The sequence below is a fragment of the Achromobacter sp. 1011811831 genome, assembly GCF_059760905.1.
In genome coordinates, this window is the sequence record NZ_JCBANG010000103.1 from 1 (window position 1) to 20614 (window position 20614).

Below are 20614 nucleotides of genomic sequence, written 5' to 3' on the forward strand. Positions count from 1 at the left end.
GCGCCGTTGCGCTCAGCGGGCCGGGGTCTGGAAGCTGACCTGCGCGGGGCGGCCCGGCAGGTTCAGCGTGGCGGTGGCCGGCGGGGTTTCGGCGATGACTTCCCCGGCGCGCAGCACCATCAGGCGCGTGGCGCGCAGGCGCAGCGCCTCGACCGCGTCGCGCGCCTGCAGCAGCACCAGGTCGGCGCGCTTGCCCACCGCCAGGCCGGTGTCGTCCAGGCCCAGGATGCGGGCCGGGGTCGTGGTCACGGCCTCGAAACAGGCGCGCATGGCGTCCTGGCCCGTCATCTGCGCCACGTGCAGGCCCATGTGCGCGACCTCCAGCATGTCGCCCGAGCCCAGGCTGTACCAGGGATCCATCACGCAGTCGTGGCCGAAGGCCACCGGCACGCCGGCGGCCAGCAGCTCGGGCACGCGCGTCATGCCGCGGCGCTTGGGATAGCTGTCGTGGCGGCCCTGCAGCGTGATGTTGATGAGCGGGTTGGCGATGGCCGACACGCCGGCCTCGCGCATCAGCGGAATCAGCTTGGACACGTAGTAGTTGTCCATCGAGTGCATGGATGTCAGGTGCGAGCCCGTGACGCGGCCCTGCAGGCCCAGGCGCTGCGCATGGTAGGCCAGGGTCTCGATGTGGCGCGACAGCGGATCGTCGCTTTCATCGCAGTGCATGTCCACGCGCAGGCCGCGCTCGGCGGCCAGCTCGCACAGCAAACGCACCGATTCCGCGCCGTCCTGCATAGTGCGCTCGAAATGCGGAATGCCGCCGACCACGTCCACGCCCATGTCCAGCGCGCGCTTCAGGTTGTCCAGCGCGCCGGGGGCGCGCAGCACGCCGTCCTGCGGGAAGGCGACCAGCTGCAGGTCCAGGTAGGGCTTGACCCGCTCGCGCACGTGCAGCAGCGCCTCCACCGCCAGCAGGCGCGGATCGCACACGTCCACATGCGAACGGATCGCCAGCAGGCCGCGCGCCACGGCCCAGTCGCAATAGGCCAGCGCGCGCTCGACCAGCGCCTCTTGAGTCAGCAGCGGCTTGAGTTCGCCCCACAGCGCGATGCCTTCGAGCAGCGTGCCCGACTGGTTCACGCGCGGCAGCCCGAAGGACAGCGTCGAGTCCATGTGGAAGTGCGCGTCCACGAAAGGCGGCGACACCAGCTGGCCGGCCGCGTCGATGGTGCGCGCGGCCTCGGCCTTGAGCGCCGGCTCCAGCGCCGCGACGCGGCCCTGGGCGATGCCGATGTCGATGTCCTGGCGGCCGTCGGGCAGCGTGCAGCGTTTGATGATCAGGTCGAGCATGGTGGTTCCTCGCGGAAGATGTCAGTGGTACATGGCGCTGCGTTTACCGTCGTCGCATGAACGAAGCGTCGCTCCATCGGGGTCGCACGGAGCCGGCTCTGCCGGTCCGTCGCGACGCCCCCTGGGGGGAAGCACGCAGCGCTTCGAGGGGCCTCGCCTTTTAGCGTTCGCCCTTGCGGTAGGGTTTCATCAAGGCCTGCGGGTAGGCGGCGCGGCGCGCCATCACCACCAGGGCCAGGATGGAAAGCAGGTACGGCAGCATCAGGTATACCTGATATGGCAGCTCGGGTAGGCCCGGCAGCGCCGCCCCGCCCTGCTGCAGGCGCAGCTGCAGCGCGTCGAAGAAGGCGAAGATCAGCGCGCCCAGCAGCGCCTTGCCGGGACGCCACGAGGCGAACACCACCAGCGCCACGCAGATCCAGCCACGGCCGTTGACCATGTTGAAGAAGAAGGCGTTGAAGGCGGCCAGCGTCAGGAAGCTGCCGGCCACGCCCATCAGCGCCGAGCCGGCGACGATGGCGCCGATGCGCAGGCGGGTGACGGACAGGCCCTGGCCCTCGGCGGCGGCGGGATTCTCGCCCACCATGCGCACGGCCAGGCCCACCGGCGTGCGGTTCAGCACCCAGGCCAGCAGCGGCACCGCCGCCAGCGCCAGCAGGGTCATGGGCGTCTGGCCGGCCAGCACCGGGCCGATCACGGGTATGCCGGCCAGGAACTTCATCTCGGCGAAGGGCGTGATCGTGGGCGGCGTGTTCACGCTGGGGAAGGTGACGCGGTAGGCGAAGTAGCTCAGGCTGGTGGCCAGCAGCGTCACGCCCAGCCCCGACACGTGCTGCGACAGGCCCAGGGGCACGGTCAGCACGGCATGCAGCAGGCCGAACACGGCGCCGGCCAGCGCCGCCGCCAGCACGCCGACATACAGCGGCGCGCCCAGGTAGACCACCAGCCAGCCGGTGAAGGCGCCGGCGGCCATGATGCCCTCGATGCCCAGGTTCAGCACGCCGGCGCGCTCGCACAGCAGCACGCCCAGCGTGCCCAGGATGAGCGGCGTGGCCAGGCGCAGCACCGCGACCCAGAACGCCGAAGAACTCAGCAGATCCATCCATTCCATGATTCAGCCCCGGTTGCGGCGCAGGCGGTATTGCGCGAACAGCGTCGCCACCAGCATGGCCAGCAGCGAGGTGGCGACGATGACGTCGGCGATGTAGTTGGGCACGGCGATGGCGCGGCTCATGCTGTCGGCGCCCACCAGCATGCCGGCGACGAACACGCTGGCCAGGATCACGCCCAGCGGATGCAGGCCGGCCAGCATGGCGACCACCACGCCCGTGTAGCCGTAGCCCGGCGACATGTCCAGCGTGACATAGCCGGTGCGGCCCGCCACCTCGATGGCGCCGGCCAGCCCGGCCAGCGCGCCCGACAGCATGGCGGTGCCCAGCATCACGCGGCTGACCGGCAGTCCCAGGAAGCGCGAGGCGTGCGCGTTGGCGCCGACCGCGCGCATCTGGAAGCCGAACACCGTGTAGCGGTTCAACAGCCACAGGCCCAGCGCCAGGCCGGCCGCCCACAAGAGGCCGGTGTGGGCGCGGGTGCGCTCGATCAGCTTGCCCAGTTCCAGGTCGCCGTTCAGCGCCACCGACTGAGGCCAGCCCATGGCCATCGGATCCTTCATGGGACCGTCCAGCATCATGGAGACAAACAGCAGCACGATGAAGTTGCCCAGCAGCGTGGTCACCACCTCGTCCACGCCCAACCGCGTCTTGAGCAGCGCGGGGATCAGCAGCAGCAGCGCGCCGGCCAGCGCGGCGGCCAGCATCATGCCGGCGAACAACATGGGCACGGGCAGGTCGAAGCCGGTGCCGTCGTGCAGGCCGCCCACGGCCACGGCCGCCAGCGCGCCCAGGTACAGCTGGCCCTCGGCGCCGATGTTGTAGAAGCGCGCGCGGAAGGCCACCGCGCAGGCCAGGCCGGTCAGCATCAGCGGCGTGGCGCGGGTCAGGGTCTCGGACAGCGCGAAGCGCGAGCCGAAGGCGCCCTCGAACAGCAGCGCGTAGGTGCGCCCGACGGGCGCGCCGGCCCAGGCCACCAGCAGCGCGCAGACCGCCAGGGTGAAGAGGATGGCCGCGACGGGAGCCAGCGCCAGCGCAAGGCGGCTGGGCTCGGGGCGGCGTTCCAGGAGTAGTTTCATGCGTATGTTTGCTCGGTGATGGGTGGGAAGCGCGGGCCGGGGCGTGACCGGCCCTAGGCGCGCGTTCCCGTCATGGCCAGGCCCACGCTGGCCAGCGTCCATTGCGCGACCGGCTTGACGTCGACCAGCTTGCCGCCGCACAGCACGGCGATGCGGTCGGCCAGCGCGAAGATCTCTTCCAGGTCCTCGGACACCAGCAGCACGCCGGCGCCGCGCCGGCGGGCCGCCAGCAGCTGTTCGCGCACATAGGCCACGGCGCCGATGTCCAGGCCCCAGGTGGGCTGGTCGGCCACGATGAAGTCCGGCTCGCGGGCCAGCGTGCGGCCCAGGATCAGCTTCTGCATATTGCCGCCGGACAGGCTGCGGGTGCGCACGTCCAGCGAGGCGGCGCGCACGTCGAACTGCCTGGCCAGCGCCTGCGCGTAGGCGCGGCCGGCGCGCGCGCGGATCATGCCCCAGCGCGCGAAGCGCGGGTCGTTCAGGTCTTCTACGATGGCGTTTTCCCAGAGCGGGCTGTCGCCGATCATGCCTTCGCCGTGACGGTCTTCCGGGATGCGGCCGACGCGCGCGGCGGTCCAGCCGGCGGGCGTGCGGGGCGCGGGGGCGCGCTCCGGTCCCAGCCGGATGGCGCCGTCGCTGGGCTGGCGCAGGCCGGTCAGCACCGACACCAGCGCCTGCTGGCCGTTGCCGGCCACGCCGGCGATGGCCACGATCTCGTGCCGGTGCACGGTCAGGTCCAGGCTGTCCAGGCGCGTGGCGCCGTCGCGGTCGCGCACCGTCACCTGCGACAGCGCGATCACTGGCGCCGCCTGCTCGGCGGCGGCCACGGCCTCGGCGTGCGGCATGGCGACCTTGCGGCCCACCATCAGCTCGGCCAGCTCGGCCGGCGTGGTGGCGGCGGTTTCGCGCTCGGCCACCAGCCTGCCCTGGCGCAGCACGGCCACGCGCCGCGACACCGCCATGACTTCGTCCAGCTTGTGCGAAATGAAGATGACGGCCAGGCCTTCGTCCACGAAGCCGCGCAGCGTGGCGAACAGGCCGTCGACTTCCTGCGGCGTCAGCACGGCGGTGGGCTCGTCCAGGATCAGGACGCGCGCGCCGCGGTACAGCGCCTTCAGGATTTCAACGCGCTGCTTCTCGCCCACCGACAGCGTGCCGACGCGCGCGTCGGGATCCACGCCCAGGCCGAAGCGCTGGCCCAGCTCGACCAGTTTGCGGCGGGCCTGGCGTCGCCCGGAAGCCAGCTTCCACAACGATTCCGTGCCCACCATGATGTTGTCCAGCACGGTCAGGTTGTCGGCCAGCGTGAAGTGCTGGTGCACCATGCCGACCCCCGCGGCCAGCGCCGCGTCGGGCCGGCCCGGCGGCAGCGGCTGGCCGAAGACCTCGATGGCGCCGGCGTCGGCCACGTAGTGGCCGAACAGGATCGACACCAGCGTGGACTTGCCGGCGCCGTTCTCGCCCAGCAGGGCCAGCACCTCGCCCTGTCCGAGCGTGAGCGAGATGTCGTCGTTGGCCGTCAGGCTGCCGAAGCGCTTGGTGATCCCCGTCAGTCGCAGGGCGAGCGGCGCCGGGCTCATCGCGCGGAGGACTTGGGTTCTTTGTCGTTGACCTTGACGCTGAAGCTGCCGTCCAGGATGGCCTTTTGTTTGGCTTGCACCTTGGCGATCAGGTCGGCCGGGATCTTGCCGGCGAAGGTGCCCAGCGGCGCCAGCGACGAGCCCTTGTGCTTCATCAGCGAGTACTGGCCGTAGTCGTCGGCCTTGAAGGCGCCGGCCTTGACCTGCTTGAGCGCCTCGTCGATGGTCGGCTCCATGCTCCACAGGGCCGAGGCCACCACGGTCTCGGGGTACTGGGGCTGGGTGTCGATCACGTTGCCGATGGCCAGCTTGCCGCGTTCCTTGGCGGCGTCCGACACGCCGAAGCGTTCGGCGTAGAGCACGTCGGTGCCCTTGTCGATCATGGCGAAGGCCGCTTCCTTGGCCTTCGGGGGATCGAACCAGGAGCCGATGAAGGTGACGGTGAACTCGGCCTTGGGATTGATCTCGCGCGCGCCCTCGATGAAGGCCTGCATCAGGCGGTTCACTTCAGGGATGGGGTAGCCGCCCACCAGGCCGATCTTGCCGGTCTGGCTCATGCCGGCCGCGATCATGCCGGTCAGGTAGGCCGGTTCCTGGATGTAGTTGTCGAACACCGCGAAGTTGGGCTGCTGCGGCTTGCCCGAGGAGCCCATCAGGAAGGCGGTCTGCGGATAGTCCTTGGCCACCTTGCGCGCCGCGGCCTCGACCGCGAAGGCCTCGCCCACCACCAGCTTGTTGCCCTGCTCGGCGTACTGGCGCATGACGCGCTCGTAGTCGGCGTTGGTGACGTTCTCGGAGAACGCGTAGTCGATCTCGCCGCGGTCGCGGGCGGCGGTCAGCGCCTTGTGGATGCGCGAGACCCACTGCTGCTCGACCGGCACCGTGTAGATGGCGGCGACCTTGACCTTGGCGGGCGCCTGGGCCTGGACCGTGCCGGCCAGCATCAGCGCGCCGGCGGCGGCGGCCAGCTTGAGCAGGCCGCGGCGGGCGGACGAGGGGAATAGGGAGTTCATGCGTGGGGCTCCTTCGCGGGGATGGACGGGAATGGGGAAAGGACGCGATCGCCGCGCACGCGGCCCCTCGCCGCCCGATGGCTGCGGCCGCCGGCGGACGAGCCGGGGCGAGCGGGCGGATGCGTGGTCTTGGGATCGGTCATCGGATGGGGCGCAGGCAGGCGCGCCCATCCGAACGGTCGGGTTCGCGGCCTGCCATGGCGAAGCAATTTGTATGCCATGCGGCGTTCCCGCGGCAAGTCGGGGAAACCTGATGGCCGGGCAGGATTATAGGCACGCCGGCGGGGATTGTCGGCACTACCTTGGTGCGGCTTTGCAGGTGGTGGACGGCGGCGCGCTCAAATCCTGGCGCGCCGCGCAATGCAGTGTTCCACCGGCCCGGGCTGGCAAGGCCGCCCGGGCCGCCTAAAATTCCGGCGCGGGCGCGCGCGTTTGGCGCCGCCCCGCTGTGCCGGACCGGGCCGGCCCCTCGCGGGGCGGCCAGTCCCTGAACCCGGCCGCGCGCCGCGCGGCCCGTCGGAAGACACGATGCAAGACATACAGTTGCTGCTGGAGCAGTACGGCGCCTGGCTGGTGTTCGGAAACGTCCTGATCGAACAGGCCGGCCTGCCCGTGCCCGCCTATCCCATGCTGATCGCCGCCGGCGCGCTGGCCGGCACGGCCGGCTGGCTGGCGCCGTGGATCGCGGCCACGCTGGCCTGCCTGCTGGCCGACAGCCTCTGGTACCTGGCGGGCCGGCGCTATGGCGCGCGCCTGCTGGGCGTGGTCTGCAAGCTGTCGCTGTCGCAGGATTCCTGCATCCGCCAGACGCAGCGGCTGTACCTGCGCGTCGGCGTGCGCGCGCTGCTGGTGTGCAAGTTCCTGCCGGGCGCGGGCGCGCTGTCCACCGTCATGGCCGGCCTGACCGGCACCGGCTTGCGCCGCTTCCTGCTGTACGACCTGGTCGGCGCGATGATCTGGGCCGGCTCGGCCCTGCTGCTGGGCGGCCTGTTCCATGGCGTGGTCAACGACGTGCTGGACCTGTTGGCGAACTATGGCGCCATGGGCCTGGGCCTGCTGGCCGCGCTGCTGGCGCTGTACATCGTCGTGCGCGCGCTGCGCCGCTGGGTGCTGGTGCGCAAGCTGCGCGTCATCCCGAGGCTGTCGGTCGACGAGCTGATGCGCTGGCGCCAGGACGGCCGCCAGGCGCTGGTGTTCGACGTGCGGCCCGAGGCCCAGCGCGATGCCCAACGCATTCCCGGCGCCATCGCGGTGGACCTGCGCGCGCCGCTGCCGCCGCTGGAGGCGGACGCGCAGGACGCCGACATCGTGGTCTATTGCGCCTGCCCCAACGAGGTCTCGGCCGCGATGCTGGCCCGGCGGCTGCGCGCCGCCGGCTATCGCCGCACCTGGGCGCTGCGCGGCGGCTACGAGGCCTGGGCGCGCCACGCGCAGCCCTGAACGCCGGCCCGTGATTTCGGTCCGTGGCTGTGGCCCGTGGCTTCGGTCCGGCCGCGGCCGCGCGCATAATGTCCGCGTTCGCCCGCAAGACTTGCGGGCTGCCAGACAGGAGACAGACATGCGCTTGTTGTTCTTGGGCGCCGGCGGCACCGGCGGCTACTTTGGCGGACGCGCGGCCCAGGCCGGCGCGGACGTGACCTTCCTGGTGCGCGAGCCGCGCGCGGCGCGCTTGCGCGCCGAAGGGTTGCGCATCCGCAGCCCGCTGGGAGACGCCGTGGTGCATCCCAAGCTCGCCACCAGCCAGACGCTGGACGGCGCCTACGACGTGGTGGTGCTGAGCTGCAAGGCCTATGACCTGGCCAGCGCCATCGAGGTCATCCGCCCCGCCGTGGGGCCGGACACGGCGGTGCTGCCCATCATGAACGGCGTGCTGCAATACGAGGTGCTGGACCGCGAGTTCGAGGCGCGGCGCGTGTTGGGCGGGCTGTGCCAGATCAACGCCACCCTGGGGCCGGACGGCGAGGTCGTGCATCTGGGCAAGTTCGCCAGCATCGTGTTCGGCGAGCGCGCCGGCCCGGCCCGCAGCGCGCGCTGCGAGGCCTTGGCGCAGGCGCTGGCCGGCGGCGAATTCAGCAGCCGCCTGAGCGACAACATCCACCAGGACGTGTGGGAAAAATACGTATTCCTGACCACGCTGGCGGCCGGCACCTGCCTGATGCGCGGGCCGGTGGGCCGGATCGCCGCCACCGACGACGGCGCCGACATCCTGCGTGCCTTGCTGCGCGAATCGCAGGCCGTGGCGGCCGCGTCCGGGCATGCGGTGCGGCCCGAGGCCGACGCCTCGGTGCTGAAGATCCTGACCGACACCAGCCAGCCCATGACAGCGTCCATGTTCCGCGACCTGAGCCAGGGCCTGCCGGTCGAGGCCGACCACATCGTCGGCGACATGGTGCGCCGCGCCGCCACGCTGGGCGTGGACGCGACCTATCTGCGCGTGGCCTACGCGCATCTGCAGGTCTATCAGGCGCAACGCGCGGCGGGCTGACGCGGCCACGGCGGCGCCGCTGTTCAAGCGCCGCCGCCCGGCGCACACTGTGGCCATGCGCCGCGCGCGGTTCGCGGCGCGGGTCGGCGGCGCATTCGCCGGCATTGGTGCGCGGATTGCAAAGAACTCGTCCGTTCCGGTGGGTTTTTCCCATTGATTCGACCGAATAGCATGGTGTTGCCTGAACCGCGGCGGGGCTTACGGACAGTCCGCAAGGCAAGCGCGCCCGGTTCCTACTGACAGGAGCAAGACCATGAAAATCGCATTGATCGGCATTACCGGCCGCGTGGGTTCGCGCGTTGCCGACGAATTGCTCAAGCGCGGCCACCAGGTGACCGGCATCGCCCGCAACCTGGGCGACGTCAATCCCCAGCCCGGCCTGACCGTCAAGCAGGGCGACGCCACCGATCCGCAGGGCCTGACCGCGCTGCTGGCCGGCCACGACGCCGTGGTCAGCGCCTCGCGCTTCGTCTCATCCGACGCCAAGCCGCTGATCGCAGCGGTCAAGGACGCCGGCGTGCCGCGCCTGCTGGTGGTTGGCGGCGCGGGCAGCCTGCAGGTGGCGCCTGGCAAGATGCTGATCGACACCCCCGAGTTCCCCGACGCCTACAAGCCCGAGGCCCGCGCCGGCGTGGTGTTCCTGGACGCGTTGCGCCAGGAGAAGGTGCTGAACTGGACCTTCCTGTCACCGTCCGCGCTGTTCGAGCCGGGCGAGCGCACCGGCAAGTTCCGCCTGGGCGACGACGTGCTGCTGGCCGACGACGAGGGCAAGAGCTGGATCTCGATGGAAGACTACGCCATCGCGCTGGCCGACGAGATCGAGACGCCCCGGCATACGCGCCGCCGTTACACCGTCGGATACTGATCCATTCCGTCCGGGCTGCCTGCCCGGAACGGAGCCGGCCCGCCCAGTGGCGGGCCATTGTCGTTTTGACGCCCGATTTCCCCGGGCGCTGGCGGGAAATGGGCCGGGACGCCGTCTTTTATTTGTAAACTGGCGAACCGCCAGCCGGTGTCCTGACTTGAGTCGTTTCGTATGCGTATCTCCTTGAAATCCTTGGCTTTCTGTACGCTGCTGGTTGCTGGCGGCCTGGCGCTGCCGCCCGCGTCCGCCGCGCCGCAGTCCAACAAGGAGATCGCGGTGGCCTTTTTCCGCATGATGTTCCTGGACCGCGACGTCGACGAGGCGGTGCGCCTGTACGTGGGCGACAAGTACGTGCAGCACAATCCCTACATGCCCGACGGCGTCGGGCCCACGCAGGATTACTTCCCGGCGTATTTCGAGCAGCATCCGCAGGCCGTCGTCGAGATCAAGCGCGTGATCGCCGAGGGCGAGCTGGTCATGATCCACAACCTGTGGAAGGACACGCCCGAAGACCGCGGCCAGGCCGTGGTGGATATCTTCCGCCTCGAGAACGGCAAGATCGTCGAGCACTGGGACGTGAGCCAGGACATTCCCGAAAACCCCGCCAACAAGAACGGCATGTTCTAGGCGCAGGCGCGTCCCGAGCTGCCGGCGTTCCAAGCGAGTCCAGCGTGTCCCCTGCGCCCGATATCCAGCCCGTCGAGCTGTCCCGTTCCTACCTGCTGCTGAACCACGGCCCCACGGTGCTGGTCACCAGCGCCCACGGCGACCGGCGCAACGTCATGGCGGCGGCCTGGGCCATGCCGCTGGACTTCAACCCCGCCCGCATGCTGGTGGTGGTGGACAAGAACACCCATACGCGCACGCTGATCGACGCTTCCGGCGAATTCGCGCTGTGCATCCCGTCACGCGAGCAGGCGCGGGCCACGCTGAAGGTCGGCACCGACTCCGGCCGCGACGAGGACAAGTTCCAGGCCAGCGGCCTGTCCACCTTCCCCGCCAGCAAGATCGGCGCGCCGCTGGTCGCGGGCTGCCTGGGCTGGCTGGAATGCAAGGTGCTGCCCGAGCCGCACAACCAGCAGGCCTACGACCTGTTCATCGGCGAGGTCGTGGCCGCCTGGGCCGCGCCCGATGTGTTCTCGGGCAATCGATGGCACTTTCCTTCCGACGGCCGCCGCTCGATCCATTACCTGGCCGGCGGCTCGTTCTTCGCCACCGGCGAGGGCTTTTCCGTGTCTGAACCGGAGCCGTCATGAGCGGCGCGCGGCCCGGCGTCTACCTGGCCGGTTTCGACGTGTTCCTGCCGGACGCGGCGGCGCATGGCGAGCGGCTCAAGGCGCTGGCCGCCCGGCACGGTTTTGACGGCCTGTTCCCGCTGGACAACCAGACGCCGTCCGGCCTGGCCGGCGCGGCGCTGGCGCAGTGGATCTATCGCGCCAACGTGGCCATGATCCAGCGCGCGGACCTGGTCATGGCCAACCTGAATCCGTTCCGTGGCGCCGAGCCCGATTCGGGCACCGCCTTCGAGGTGGGCTACGCCATCGCCTGCGGCAAGCCGGTATGGGCGTACACCGCGCAGGCGGATTCGCTGATCGCGCAGGTGGCGGTCGGCACGGCGGACATGCCCGCCCGCGCCATCGATGCGCAGGGATACACGGTCGAGGACTTCGGCCTGAATCTCAACCTGATGCTGGCCTGCAGCGCTCGCGTCGTGATCGGCGATGCCGCCGACTGCCTGGCGCGGATGGCGGCCGAGCGCGCGGGACAGCCCGAAGGCTGAACGGTCCGCGCGTCCGCATTTGCGTTGGCGTTGGCGTTGGCGTTTGCGTTTGTGTGGGTCCGGTCTGGCCGGATCGTGCGAGGCCGCCTCGCTATGTCAGGCATTGCGTCAGGAAGCGGCGCAGCCGGTTCAATCCTTCTTCCAGGCGTTCAGGGCTGGTGGCATGGCACCAGCGCAGCCATGCCGACGCTTCCGGGCCAAAGGCCGCGCCGGGGGCCAGGCCCAGGCCGGTCCGTTCCACCAGTTGCCGCGCGAGCAGCGCGGAGTCGGTCGCGCCCGCCATCCGGAAGAACACATACATGGCGCCGCCGGCATCGGGCGCCTCGATGCCGGGCAAGCCGCGCAGCGCGTCGGTCAGCAGCGCGCGGGTTCGCGCCAGCTGCGCGCGCAGCGCCGCCACCGCGGCCTCGCCGTGTTCCAGGGCCGCCGTCGCCGCCCGCTGCACGGGATCGAAGACGCAGGAACTGTTGTATTCGATCAGCTTGGCCAGATCGTCCGTCAGCGATGCGGGCACGACCATCCAGCCGACGCGCCATCCGGTCATGGACCAGGCCTTGGAGAAACTGTTGACCGAGATGACGCGGTCATCGGGCGCGCAGTGCCTGAGGAAGGACGGCGCCGAGGCCTGCCCGGGGTCGTAGAGCAGGCGTTCGTAGACGTCGTCGCAGAGAATCCAGATGCCATGTTGGCGGCAATGCCGCAGGATGGGCGCGATGTCGTCGGCCGCGACGGTCCAGCCCGTGGGGTTGTTGGGCGAGTTGAGCAGCAGCAGGCGGGTGCCGGGCCTGAGCGCCTGCAGCAGCCCGGGCACGTCCAGCGTCCATCGGCCGTTCGTCACCGACAGCGGGTAGCGCTGGATGCGGGCGCCGAGGATGCGAGGAATCTCGGTCAGGTTGGGCCAGAGCGGAGTGATGGCGACGACGCGGTCGCCCGGTTCGAGCAGCAGCTGCGCGGCCAGCATGATGCCCGACACCCCTGACCCGCTGACTGCGATGCGTTCCATGCCGATATCCACGCCGTGCAGCGCGCTCAGGTAGCGGGACAGGGCGTGGCGCAGATAGGGCCGGCCCAGGTTCTCGCCGTAGCGGGTTTCGCCCCGCGCCAGCGACTGGCTGGCGGCTTCGCGGATGACGCCCACGGTCGGGGTGTCGGATTCGCCGAACCAGAAGGGCAGCACGTCTGCGCGGTGCATCGCCGCGTTCGCCAGCTGCCGGATCGGCGATGCCGTCAGCGCCTGCACCGTGGCGCGCGGCAGGGGCTGCGGAGACTGGCTTGGGCGCGGGCTTGGGCTTGGGGCCAGGTCCTGGACCGGGCGTGGATCGTGGGGCATGGGCAGGGCTCGTGTGGAAGGCTCAGGCGGACATGTCGCCGCGTCCGCGCGTGGCGGTATGGATGAAAGCCCGGGCGCGGTCCGTGGCGGGGTTCGTGAAAAACGTCTCGGGCGGCGCGATTTCCACGATGCGGCCCTGCTCCATGAACACGACACGATCTGCCACCTTGCGCGCGAAGGACATTTCATGGGTCACGATCAGCAGCGTGGCGCCGGTTCTGGCGATGTCCTGGATCACGTCCAGCACTTCCTGCACCATTTCCGGGTCCAGCGCCGACGTGGGCTCGTCGAACAGCAGCAGCTCGGGCTGCATGGCCAGCGCCCGCGCGATGGCGACGCGCTGCTGCTGTCCGCCCGACAGCTGGCCCGGCCGCTTGTGCTGGTGGGCCCGCAGGCCCACGCGTTCCAGCAGGGCCTCGGCCCGCGCCGTGGCCTGGGGCCAGGACAGGCCGCGCACGCGCACCGGCGCCAGCGCCACGTTCCTGAGCGCGCTCATGTGCGGGAACAGGTTGAACTGCTGGAACACCATGCCGACCTCGGCGCGCACGCGCGCCAGGTGCCGGTCGTCGCGCACCGTGATGCCGTCGACCTCGACGCTGCCGCCGTCATAGGTTTCCAACAGGTTCACGCAGCGCACCAGCGTCGACTTGCCGGACCCGGACGGGCCGATGAGGGCGACGACCTGGCCCCGGGCCACGTCCAGGTCGATGCCGTCCAGCGCGGTGAACGCGCCGTAGTGTTTTTCCAGCCGCCGCAGGCGCAGCAGCGGGGGCGGGTTCGAGGCCGCCGCTGCGTCGGCGTCCTGCGGCGCGGGGCGGGGTGGGATGTGCACTATCGGGCTCCTCGGCGGCTGGCGCGGTTCTCGATGGCGCTGACCACGCGCACCAGCGGCAGCAACAGCAGCAGGTACAGCATGGCCGCGCCGATCAGCGGCGTGGGATTGGCGTAGTAGGCCTGCGCCTGCGTGGCCTGCTTGAGCAGGTCCGGCATGGCCACCACCGAGGCCAGCGCGGTGTCCTTGATCAGGCTGATCGCGATGCCGGTCCCGGGCGGAATGGTGAAGCGGATCGCCTGCGGCAGCACGATGTCGGTCATCATCCGGGGCCAGGACAGGCCCAGCGCGCGGGCGGCCTCGACCTGGCCGGCGGGAACGGCCTCGATGCCGGCGCGGAAGGTCTCGGCGATGTAGGCGGACGCCACCAGTGACAGCGCGGCCGTCGCGGCCCAGAACGGCGGCAGCCGCAGGCCGACGAAGGGCAGCGCGTAGTAGACGATCACCAGCAGCACCAGCAGGGGAATCGCCCGCAGCACGTCGATCAGCGCGATGGCGGCCCAGCGCAGCGGCTTGACCGCATACAGACGCAGCACGACCAGCAGCAGCCCGAGCGCGGTCGCCAGGACCAGGCTGGTGGCGCCCAGCAGCGCCGTCAGCCGGAAGCCGGCCAGCAGCGAGCCGATGGAATCGGCCAGCACGCCGGCATTGAAGAAGGTGTCGGCCAGGTTCATTGCACGGCCGGAATGGCTTCGATCTTCACCGTGCTGGAATCCGGGCCGGCCTCGGCGTTGAACCATTTGCGGTACAGGCCGGGCAGCGAGCCGTCGGTCTTCATGCGGCCGATTTCCTGGTTGATCGCGTCCAGCAGCGGGCTGGCCTTGGGCAGCATCAGTGCGTTCCTGTCGCCGGTCGCCACTTCGTGGATGATGGAGAACTGCGGCTTGTCGCGGATGTACCAGGCCATGATCGGGCAGTCGTTGATGCTCGCGGCGGTGCGCTGCGAGGCCAGGTCCATCATCGGTTCGATATTGCCGTCGTAGCGCCGGATTTCCTTGTAGGCGTGTTCCTGCTGGGACCGGGCGGCCCAGATCTCGCCCACCGTGCCGGTGATGACGCCGACGTCCCTCCCCTTGAGCTGTTCCACGCGCTTGACGGGGCTGTCCGACAGCGCGGCCACGCACTGGTTGGAATCGATGATGGGCTGGGTGAAGGCGACGTTCTCGAGCCGCTTGGCGGTGATGGTGATGGCGCCCAGGGCAACGTCGGCGCGGCCGGATTGCACGGCCGCGAACAGCATGTTGAACGGCATCGACGAGAATTCGACCGATTTGTTCAGGCGCTGGGCCACGGCCTGGATCACCTCGACCTCGAAACCGGTCAGCTTGCCGTTGCGGTCTTCGAATTCGAAGGGCGGATTGCCCTGGTTGACCGCGACGCGAAGGTCGGCCGCGAGGCTGGCGGTGGCGGCCAGGGAAAGGCAGGCCGCCACGGCGGGCGTGGTCCAGATGCTGTTCATACCGTCTCCTTGGGAAGCGCGCTTGTCGTTGTGGTGACAGCGACCTTAGCAAGCGGGCATGGGAGCGGTAATCCCCTCTTGGGGGGATGGCGCGCGCGGGCCGTGCAAGCGGCGCGGCGTCGCGCCCGCATGAAGAATCGGACGAATGAACAGGGCCGGATCCCTGAATGGATCCTTTTGCGTCACCCATGGCATTGCCGCCCCTGCCGCGATTTGGCATGCTCGGGAATCCGCGAATCCATCCCGCGCCGGAGGCCCCGCATGTCCGCCGTGATGACCATCGATCACATGAGCCAGCTCGTCGACGCCCTGGACCGGCAGGACTTCCCGGCCTTGCTGCTGGAGCGCCTGGAAACGCTGGTGCCGTTCGACCTGTATGCGGTGTTCTTCTACGACGGGGAAGCCGCGCCCGCCTGCCTGCACAGTAATTTCCCGTCCGGCGCGCCGGAACGGTCACTGCATCGCTACTCGGGCGGCACGTTCCGCTATCACCCGTTCTTCCAGCATCACCTGCGGGGCATCGAAAGCGGCGTCCATTTCCTGTCAGAGCTGTGCCGCCCGGCCTTCCTGCGCCGGCCCGAGCGCGACTGCGACAGCATCCGGCTGAGCCGCGACGAAGAGATCGGCTATCTGACCCGGGACTTTCCCGCCACGCTGAAGGAACTGGACCTGAGCGTGCGCCTGGCCGGCGCGCGCACCTTGCAGGTGGGCCTGTATCGTCATGGCGGCGCGCGGTTCACCCGCGACGAGGCGGCGCGGCTGGATGGCGTGTTCCCGCTGGTCCAGTCGCTGTTCAGGCGGCATCTGGCCCCATGGCTGGCGCAGCGCGAATGCGCGTCGCGGGACGGCCTGCGCCTGGCCGGCATGCGCGGCTTGCGGGAAAGGCTGTCGCCGCGCGAGGCCGAGATCGTCGGCCTGATCCTCAGGGGCTATTGCTCCAAGGAGATCGCGCAGAAGCTCAAGATCGGCAGCGAGACCGTCAAGACGCATCGCAAGAATGCCTATGCGAAGCTGGACGTGTCGAGCGCGCCGGAACTGGCGTCGCGCTTCCTGGATACGCTGGCGGCAGCGGCCTGTCTCAGCCCGCCTTGCGCGGCGCGGCCCGCTTGCGGGCGGCCGGCGCCGGCACGCTCAGATAGCCCATGATGGCGTCCGCCACGGCCTGTTCCAATTGCGCCGGCGAGAAGCCGGCCGGCGGTTCCAGCGCGGCCGCGTGCACCAGCGATTCCATGATGCGCAGCACCACATAGGTGGCCAGGTCGCGGTCCGGCTGCGCGATCTCGTCGCGGTGGAACTCCAGCAGGTGCCGCATGCGGCGGTGGATGTCCTGGTCGGCGAGGCTGTGCTCGCGCGGCTGGTCAAAGAGCGGGAACTCGCGCTCCAGCACGCGGTGCAGCGCCGGTTCCAGCAGGTGCGCGCCCAGCATGGCGCCGACGATGGCGGCGACCCGGTCGCGCAGCGTGGCGGCGGGATTGGCCTCCAGCGTCTGGTCGATCAGGTCCAGCATCTGCCGGTCGTGGCGGTCGTGCAGGGCGGCGATCAGCGCGTTCTTGTTCGGGAAGTACTGGTACAGCGAACCCACGCTCACGCCCGCGGTTTCGGCGATCAGGTTGGTGTTGGTGCCTGCGTAGCCATGTTCGGCCAGCACGCGGGCGGTGGCTTGCAGGATGGCGTCGACGGTCTGTTGCGAGCGCTGCTGGCGCGGCGCTTTTCGGGGCTGCGGGATGGATGTCATGAAGGCCGGGTGATGCGTGTATCTAATGCGAGCTGTGGCTCATTAAATTTTTCTGTGCCCGCGGGGCGCGCGAGTCCCGGAATTATGCCATCGCCCAGGCGGGCATCGCGCTATCCCGGTGTTTTCAGGTCCGGCAGGCCGCGCACGTGTTCCTTGATCAGGCGCACGAAGCGCTGCACCTGCCGGCTGGGCCGCTCGAAGCGCGAGCGCGCCAGGCTCAGCGACAGCGGGATCGATTCGCGCAGCGGTCGCGCCACCACGCCGGGCCAGCCCTGGCCGCCCACCGAGAACTGGTCGACGATGGCCACGCCGGCGCCCGCCCGCACCAGCGCGCAGGCGACCTCGGCGCGCATGATGTCGACCGCCGCGCTCCAGCTCACGCCGGCGCGCTGGAAGGCCGCCGCCACCAGCTGGCCGAAGGGGATGTTGCGGCTGTAGAGCACCAGCGGGCAGGCCGCCAGCTGCGCCAGGCTCACGCGCGGCTGCGCGGCCAGCGGATGGCCTTCCGGCAGGATGCAGACCATCTCGCCCGTGGCCAGCGGTTCGACCACCAGGTTGGGATGGTCCACCGGCAGCACCGAGATCGCCAGCTCGGCCTTGCGGCCCAGCAGCTCGTGCGCCATGTCGGCCAGCAGCGTGGTATGGAACTTGAGCCGCACGCCGGGGTGCAGCTCCAGGTAGCGGGCGATGGCCGGCGGCAGGAAGTTCAGCGCCAGGCTTGGGCTGGCGCACAGCGTCAGCGCGCCCTCGGGCCGGGCGGCCAGGTCGCGCGCCAGCTCGTCGATGCGCAGCGCTTCCTCGAACAGCGGCCCGACCTCCTCGAACAGGCGCTGCGCTTCGGGCGTGGGCGTGAGCTTGCCCTTGTCGCGCGCGAACAGCTGCAGGCCCAGGCTTTGCTCGGCATGGGCGATCAGCCGGCTGACGGCGGGCTGCGACACGAACAGCAGCTTGGCCGCGCCGTTCATCGAGCCGGTCAGCATGACCGCGCGAAACACCTCCATTTGCCTGAGCTTGAAGCGCATGGCGCTTTCCGTCCCGTTTCGATAATCGTTTGTTATATCCCCCGGCCAACTTAGCATAGGCCGTGCAAATCCACAGCCGGTAGCATCCCCATGCGCCTTTCGTTCGGGAAAAGGCATCATCGATAAGCGGAAGGCATGGGCATGGAAATCGGATTCGTCGGACTGGGAATGATGGGCTTGCCGATGCTGGAGAACCTGGCGCGGGCCGATGCGGATGACCGGATCCTGGCCCATGACCGCGACCCGGCCCGCCTGGCGCGGCTGCACGCGCATCCCGCCTGGGGACGCACGCTGCGCGGGGCCGGGAGCCTGGACGAGCTGGCCGGCTGCGACGTCGTCATCACCATGCTGCCCGACAGCGCCGTGACCAATGCCGTGATCGAAGGCACGCCGGGCCGTCCCGGGCTGATGACGCTGCTGCGCCCCGGCGCCCTGTTGCTGGACATGGGCTCGTCCGATCCCGCGCAGACGCTGCGGCTGGCGCCGCTGCTGCGCGCGGCCGGACTGGCGCTGGTCGACGCGCCCGTTTCCGGCGCCGTGGCCAAGGCCGCCGCCGGCACGCTGGCCATCATGGCGGGCGGCGACGTCGCCGACCTGGAGCGCGCGCGTCCGCTGCTGTCGCGCATGGGCGCCACGCTGATTCCCACAGGCGCGGTCGGTTCGGCCCATGCCATGAAGGCGCTGAACAACTATGTCTACGCCGCCGGCCTGCTGGCGGCCAGCGAGGCGCTGCTGATCGCGCGCCGCATGGACCTGGACCTGGATGTGTTCACCGACGTGCTCAATGCCTCCAGCGGCCGCAACGTCGCCACCGAAACCAAGCTGCGCCAGTTCATCGTGCCGGGCAGCTACGCCGGCGGCTTCGCGCTGGCGCTGATGGCCAAGGACCTGCGCACCGCCGACGCGCTGCAGGCGCATGCTGGCGTGCGCGCCGAGCAGCTGTCGCTGTGCGCCGGGCTGTGGCAGCGCGCGCTGGCGGAGATGGAGCCGGGCGTGGACAACACGCGGATCCACCAATACCTGGAGCGGCTGAACGCATCCGATCTGGCGGCGCATCTGGCGTAGCGGCGCTGCCCGTCGTGGCGACAAGAACACATCAACAGGAGACAGCCATGAAACCCATCATCGCCGCGCGGCGGCTGGCGGCCGGCCTGGGCGCGGCCCTGCTCGCCCTGGCTGTCATGCACCCGGCGCGGGCCGCCTACCCCGACCGTCCCATTCGCATGGTCGTGCCCTTTCCGCCGGGCAGCATCACCGACGTAGTGGCGCGCAGCCTGGGCAAGGCCATGGCCGACGACCTGGGGCAGCCGGTGGTGGTCGAGAACAAGCCCGGCGCCAACGGCATCATCGGCACGCACGACGTGGCCCGCAGCAAGCCGGACGGCTACACCGTGGTGGTGGTCGGCGTGTCCACGGCCGCCAGCGGCGTCAGCCTGTTCAAGAACCTGCCCTACGATCCGGCCGTCGACCTGACGCCCATCGGCGCCGTGGCCGAGACGCCCTATCTGCTGGTTGGCTCGCTGCGCCTGCCGGGCGCCAGCGTGGCCGAGCTGTACGCCTACGGCGCGCGGCATCCGGGCAAGCTGACCTATGCCTACGGCTCGGGCAGCGCGCAGGTGTTCGGCGCCAAGTGGGCGCGGATGGGCGGCATCGACGTTACGGCCGTGCCCTATCGCGGTGGTCCGCAGGCGCTGACCGACGTGATCGGCGGCACGGTGGACCTGACCTTCACCGACCTGGCCAACGGCCTGCAGCAGGCGCGCGCCGGCAAGGTCAAGACCTATGGCGTCAGCACGCCGGAACGGTTCCCGCTGGCGCCCGACATTCCCACGTTGAACGAGAGCGGCGCGCCCGGCTTCAACCTGACCGTGTGGTTCGGCCTGATGGGTCCGAAGGACCTGCCCGAGCCGGTGTCCCGGCGCCTGGCGGCCGCGCTGGAAAAGGCGCTGGGCAAGGCCGAGCTGAAGGACGCCTACGCGGCGCAGGGCCTTTCCGTCAAGATCCAGACGCCCGCGCAATTCGGCGCCTTCGTGCGCGCCGAGATCGACAAGTGGGCCGCCATCGTCAAGGAAACCGGCATCGAGCCGCAATGAAGGACGCGCCGTCGCCGCGTGCCATCCCCGCATTCCATCCTGTTCCCGGAGCCCATCGCATGTCCCTGATCGATATCCGCAAGCGTTGCCTCATCGTCGAAACCACGTTCCATGAGTACGGTCCGCCGCCGGCCGTGCCGCTGAAGCTGGCCGCGTCCTGCGCCGTGATCCGCAATCCCTATGCCGGCCGCTACGAGCCGGACCTGATGCCCTTCATGGCCGAGCTGCGCGGGCTGGGCACGCTGCTGGCGACCGAGCTGGTCGACACGCTGGGCAAGGACAACATCGAGGTCTACAGCAAGGCCGCCATCGTCGGGCTGGACGGCGAGATGGAGCATGGCGCGGTCTGGCACGAGGCCGGCGGCTGGGCCATGCGCAGCGTGCTGGGCGAGCCGAAGGCGATGGTGCCGGCCGTCAAGGCGGTGGCCGTGGCCGGCTACCGCATGATGGTGCCGGTGCACTACATCCATGCTTCCTATGTGCGCAGCCACTTCAACAGCATCGAGATCGGCATCCAGGATGCGCCCAGGCCGGGCGAGATCCTGTTCGCGCTGGTCATGGGCACGGGCGGCCGCGTGCATTCACGGCTGGGCGGGCTGACCCGGGAAGCGGTGTCGGCGCACGACGGGCAGCGCTGAACGCGCATCGCCTGGGGGGAAGGATGCCGGCGCGGCGGGTCGCGGCGCCGGCATTGGCCTTGGTCAGTGCCGGCAGCGGTCCTGGTCGGTGCCGGCTGCGGCATCGACACCGGCGGGTTTGGTGCTGGTCGGGGGGTGTCTCTTATTCACATCTCCGCGCCCACGAGACGCAACAAGGGATATCGTATGCCGTCTTCTGCTTTTAAAAAAAAAAAAATAAATTGTGACATCTCCGATACTCTATCATTCACATCGACCCTCTTTCTGTTAGTATTCCATGTCCTCATCCGTACATGTATTT

At 69.9% G+C, this 20614-nt stretch carries 21 protein-coding genes; 10 read left to right on the plus strand and 11 right to left on the minus strand.

All coding sequences use genetic code 11. The features are described from left to right. Positions 1-12: 12 nt before the first annotated feature. The 5 genes from AC6LJ9_RS26575 to AC6LJ9_RS26595 all read right to left on the minus strand — a co-directional run bounded on the left by AC6LJ9_RS26575 (position 13) and on the right by AC6LJ9_RS26595 (position 6074). On the minus strand, positions 13-1293 hold the full coding sequence (locus AC6LJ9_RS26575; RefSeq protein WP_498149865.1) for an amidohydrolase family protein: 1281 nt from the start codon (positions 1291-1293) through the stop codon (positions 13-15). 160 nt (positions 1294-1453) lie between these two features. After that, the gene (locus tag AC6LJ9_RS26580; protein ID WP_212315394.1) at positions 1454-2404 is read right to left on the minus strand and encodes an ABC transporter permease; all 951 of its coding nucleotides are present in this window, start codon (positions 2402-2404) and stop codon (positions 1454-1456) included. Between the two features lie 3 nt (positions 2405-2407). Continuing rightward, on the minus strand, positions 2408-3481 hold the full coding sequence (locus AC6LJ9_RS26585) for an ABC transporter permease (RefSeq protein ID WP_212315392.1): 1074 nt from the start codon (positions 3479-3481) through the stop codon (positions 2408-2410). A 53-nt stretch (positions 3482-3534) separates the two neighbouring features. Continuing rightward, positions 3535-5061 (minus strand): ABC transporter ATP-binding protein, encoded by a 1527-nt coding sequence (locus AC6LJ9_RS26590; protein ID WP_498149866.1) that lies wholly within the window; start codon positions 5059-5061, stop codon positions 3535-3537. Continuing rightward, positions 5058-6074, minus strand: a complete 1017-nt coding sequence (locus AC6LJ9_RS26595) for a BMP family protein (RefSeq protein ID WP_498149867.1) — start codon at positions 6072-6074, stop codon at positions 5058-5060. Before AC6LJ9_RS26595 ends, AC6LJ9_RS26590 begins: the two co-directional genes overlap by 4 nt. 528 nt (positions 6075-6602) lie before the next feature. Here AC6LJ9_RS26595 and AC6LJ9_RS26600 point away from each other — a divergent pair. The 6 genes from AC6LJ9_RS26600 to AC6LJ9_RS26625 all read left to right on the plus strand — a co-directional run bounded on the left by AC6LJ9_RS26600 (position 6603) and on the right by AC6LJ9_RS26625 (position 11204). After that, positions 6603-7514, plus strand: a complete 912-nt coding sequence (locus AC6LJ9_RS26600) for a DedA family protein/thiosulfate sulfurtransferase GlpE (RefSeq protein WP_498149868.1) — start codon at positions 6603-6605, stop codon at positions 7512-7514. A gap of 118 nt (positions 7515-7632) precedes the next feature. After that, positions 7633-8559, plus strand: coding sequence for a 2-dehydropantoate 2-reductase (panE, locus tag AC6LJ9_RS26605; RefSeq protein WP_498149869.1), 927 nt, complete (start codon positions 7633-7635; stop codon positions 8557-8559). Between the two features lie 253 nt (positions 8560-8812). Further along, positions 8813-9424, plus strand: a complete 612-nt coding sequence (locus AC6LJ9_RS26610) for an NAD(P)-dependent oxidoreductase (RefSeq protein ID WP_498149870.1) — start codon at positions 8813-8815, stop codon at positions 9422-9424. A 171-nt stretch (positions 9425-9595) separates the two neighbouring features. After that, the gene (locus tag AC6LJ9_RS26615) at positions 9596-10051 is read left to right on the plus strand and encodes a nuclear transport factor 2 family protein (RefSeq protein WP_498149871.1); all 456 of its coding nucleotides are present in this window, start codon (positions 9596-9598) and stop codon (positions 10049-10051) included. A 44-nt stretch (positions 10052-10095) separates the two neighbouring features. After that, on the plus strand, positions 10096-10680 hold the full coding sequence (locus tag AC6LJ9_RS26620) for a flavin reductase family protein (RefSeq protein WP_498149872.1): 585 nt from the start codon (positions 10096-10098) through the stop codon (positions 10678-10680). Beyond that, the gene (locus AC6LJ9_RS26625) at positions 10677-11204 is read left to right on the plus strand and encodes a nucleoside 2-deoxyribosyltransferase (protein WP_498149873.1); all 528 of its coding nucleotides are present in this window, start codon (positions 10677-10679) and stop codon (positions 11202-11204) included. The genes AC6LJ9_RS26620 and AC6LJ9_RS26625 overlap by 4 nt, the downstream gene beginning before the upstream one ends. Before the next feature lie 91 nt (positions 11205-11295). On the opposite strand, the gene AC6LJ9_RS26630 is transcribed toward AC6LJ9_RS26625, so the two are convergent. Genes AC6LJ9_RS26630 through AC6LJ9_RS26645 form a run of 4 tightly spaced genes read right to left on the minus strand, consistent with a single transcriptional unit; the run spans position 11296 to position 14825 of the window. Next, positions 11296-12534 carry a pyridoxal phosphate-dependent aminotransferase gene (locus tag AC6LJ9_RS26630; protein ID WP_498149874.1) on the minus strand — a complete coding sequence of 413 codons (1239 nt, stop codon included), beginning with the start codon at positions 12532-12534 and terminating at the stop codon, positions 11296-11298. A 22-nt stretch (positions 12535-12556) separates the two neighbouring features. After that, positions 12557-13360, minus strand: coding sequence for an amino acid ABC transporter ATP-binding protein (locus AC6LJ9_RS26635; protein ID WP_498149881.1), 804 nt, complete (start codon positions 13358-13360; stop codon positions 12557-12559). A 5-nt stretch (positions 13361-13365) separates the two neighbouring features. Further along, positions 13366-14040, minus strand: a complete 675-nt coding sequence (locus tag AC6LJ9_RS26640; RefSeq protein WP_392411585.1) for an amino acid ABC transporter permease — start codon at positions 14038-14040, stop codon at positions 13366-13368. Beyond that, positions 14037-14825, minus strand: coding sequence for an ABC transporter substrate-binding protein (locus AC6LJ9_RS26645; protein ID WP_498149875.1), 789 nt, complete (start codon positions 14823-14825; stop codon positions 14037-14039). Before AC6LJ9_RS26645 ends, AC6LJ9_RS26640 begins: the two co-directional genes overlap by 4 nt. A gap of 261 nt (positions 14826-15086) precedes the next feature. On the opposite strand from AC6LJ9_RS26645, the gene AC6LJ9_RS26650 reads away from it, so the two are divergent. Further along, the gene (locus AC6LJ9_RS26650; RefSeq protein ID WP_498149876.1) at positions 15087-15971 is read left to right on the plus strand and encodes a helix-turn-helix transcriptional regulator; all 885 of its coding nucleotides are present in this window, start codon (positions 15087-15089) and stop codon (positions 15969-15971) included. Here AC6LJ9_RS26650 and AC6LJ9_RS26655 read toward each other — a convergent pair. Together AC6LJ9_RS26655 and AC6LJ9_RS26660 are read right to left on the minus strand one after the other, a co-directional pair. Next, positions 15904-16560: a TetR/AcrR family transcriptional regulator gene (locus AC6LJ9_RS26655; RefSeq protein ID WP_212315366.1), complete on the minus strand. Its 657-nt coding sequence runs from the start codon at positions 16558-16560 to the stop codon at positions 15904-15906. The two genes, AC6LJ9_RS26650 and AC6LJ9_RS26655, sit on opposite strands and share 68 nt — an antisense overlap. A 110-nt stretch (positions 16561-16670) precedes the next feature. Further along, the gene (locus AC6LJ9_RS26660) at positions 16671-17582 is read right to left on the minus strand and encodes a LysR substrate-binding domain-containing protein (RefSeq protein ID WP_498149877.1); all 912 of its coding nucleotides are present in this window, start codon (positions 17580-17582) and stop codon (positions 16671-16673) included. Positions 17583-17717: 135 nt separating this feature from the next. Between AC6LJ9_RS26660 and AC6LJ9_RS26665 the strand changes: the two genes are divergently transcribed. From AC6LJ9_RS26665 to AC6LJ9_RS26675, 3 genes are read left to right on the plus strand one after another with little or no spacing between them, the layout of a single operon-like run. Then, positions 17718-18647, plus strand: coding sequence for an NAD(P)-dependent oxidoreductase (locus AC6LJ9_RS26665; RefSeq protein WP_498149878.1), 930 nt, complete (start codon positions 17718-17720; stop codon positions 18645-18647). 47 nt (positions 18648-18694) lie between these two features. Next, the gene (locus AC6LJ9_RS26670) at positions 18695-19675 is read left to right on the plus strand and encodes a Bug family tripartite tricarboxylate transporter substrate binding protein (protein ID WP_498149879.1); all 981 of its coding nucleotides are present in this window, start codon (positions 18695-18697) and stop codon (positions 19673-19675) included. A gap of 59 nt (positions 19676-19734) precedes the next feature. After that, positions 19735-20313, plus strand: coding sequence for an amino acid synthesis family protein (locus AC6LJ9_RS26675; RefSeq protein WP_498149880.1), 579 nt, complete (start codon positions 19735-19737; stop codon positions 20311-20313). Positions 20314-20614 lie beyond the last annotated feature (301 nt).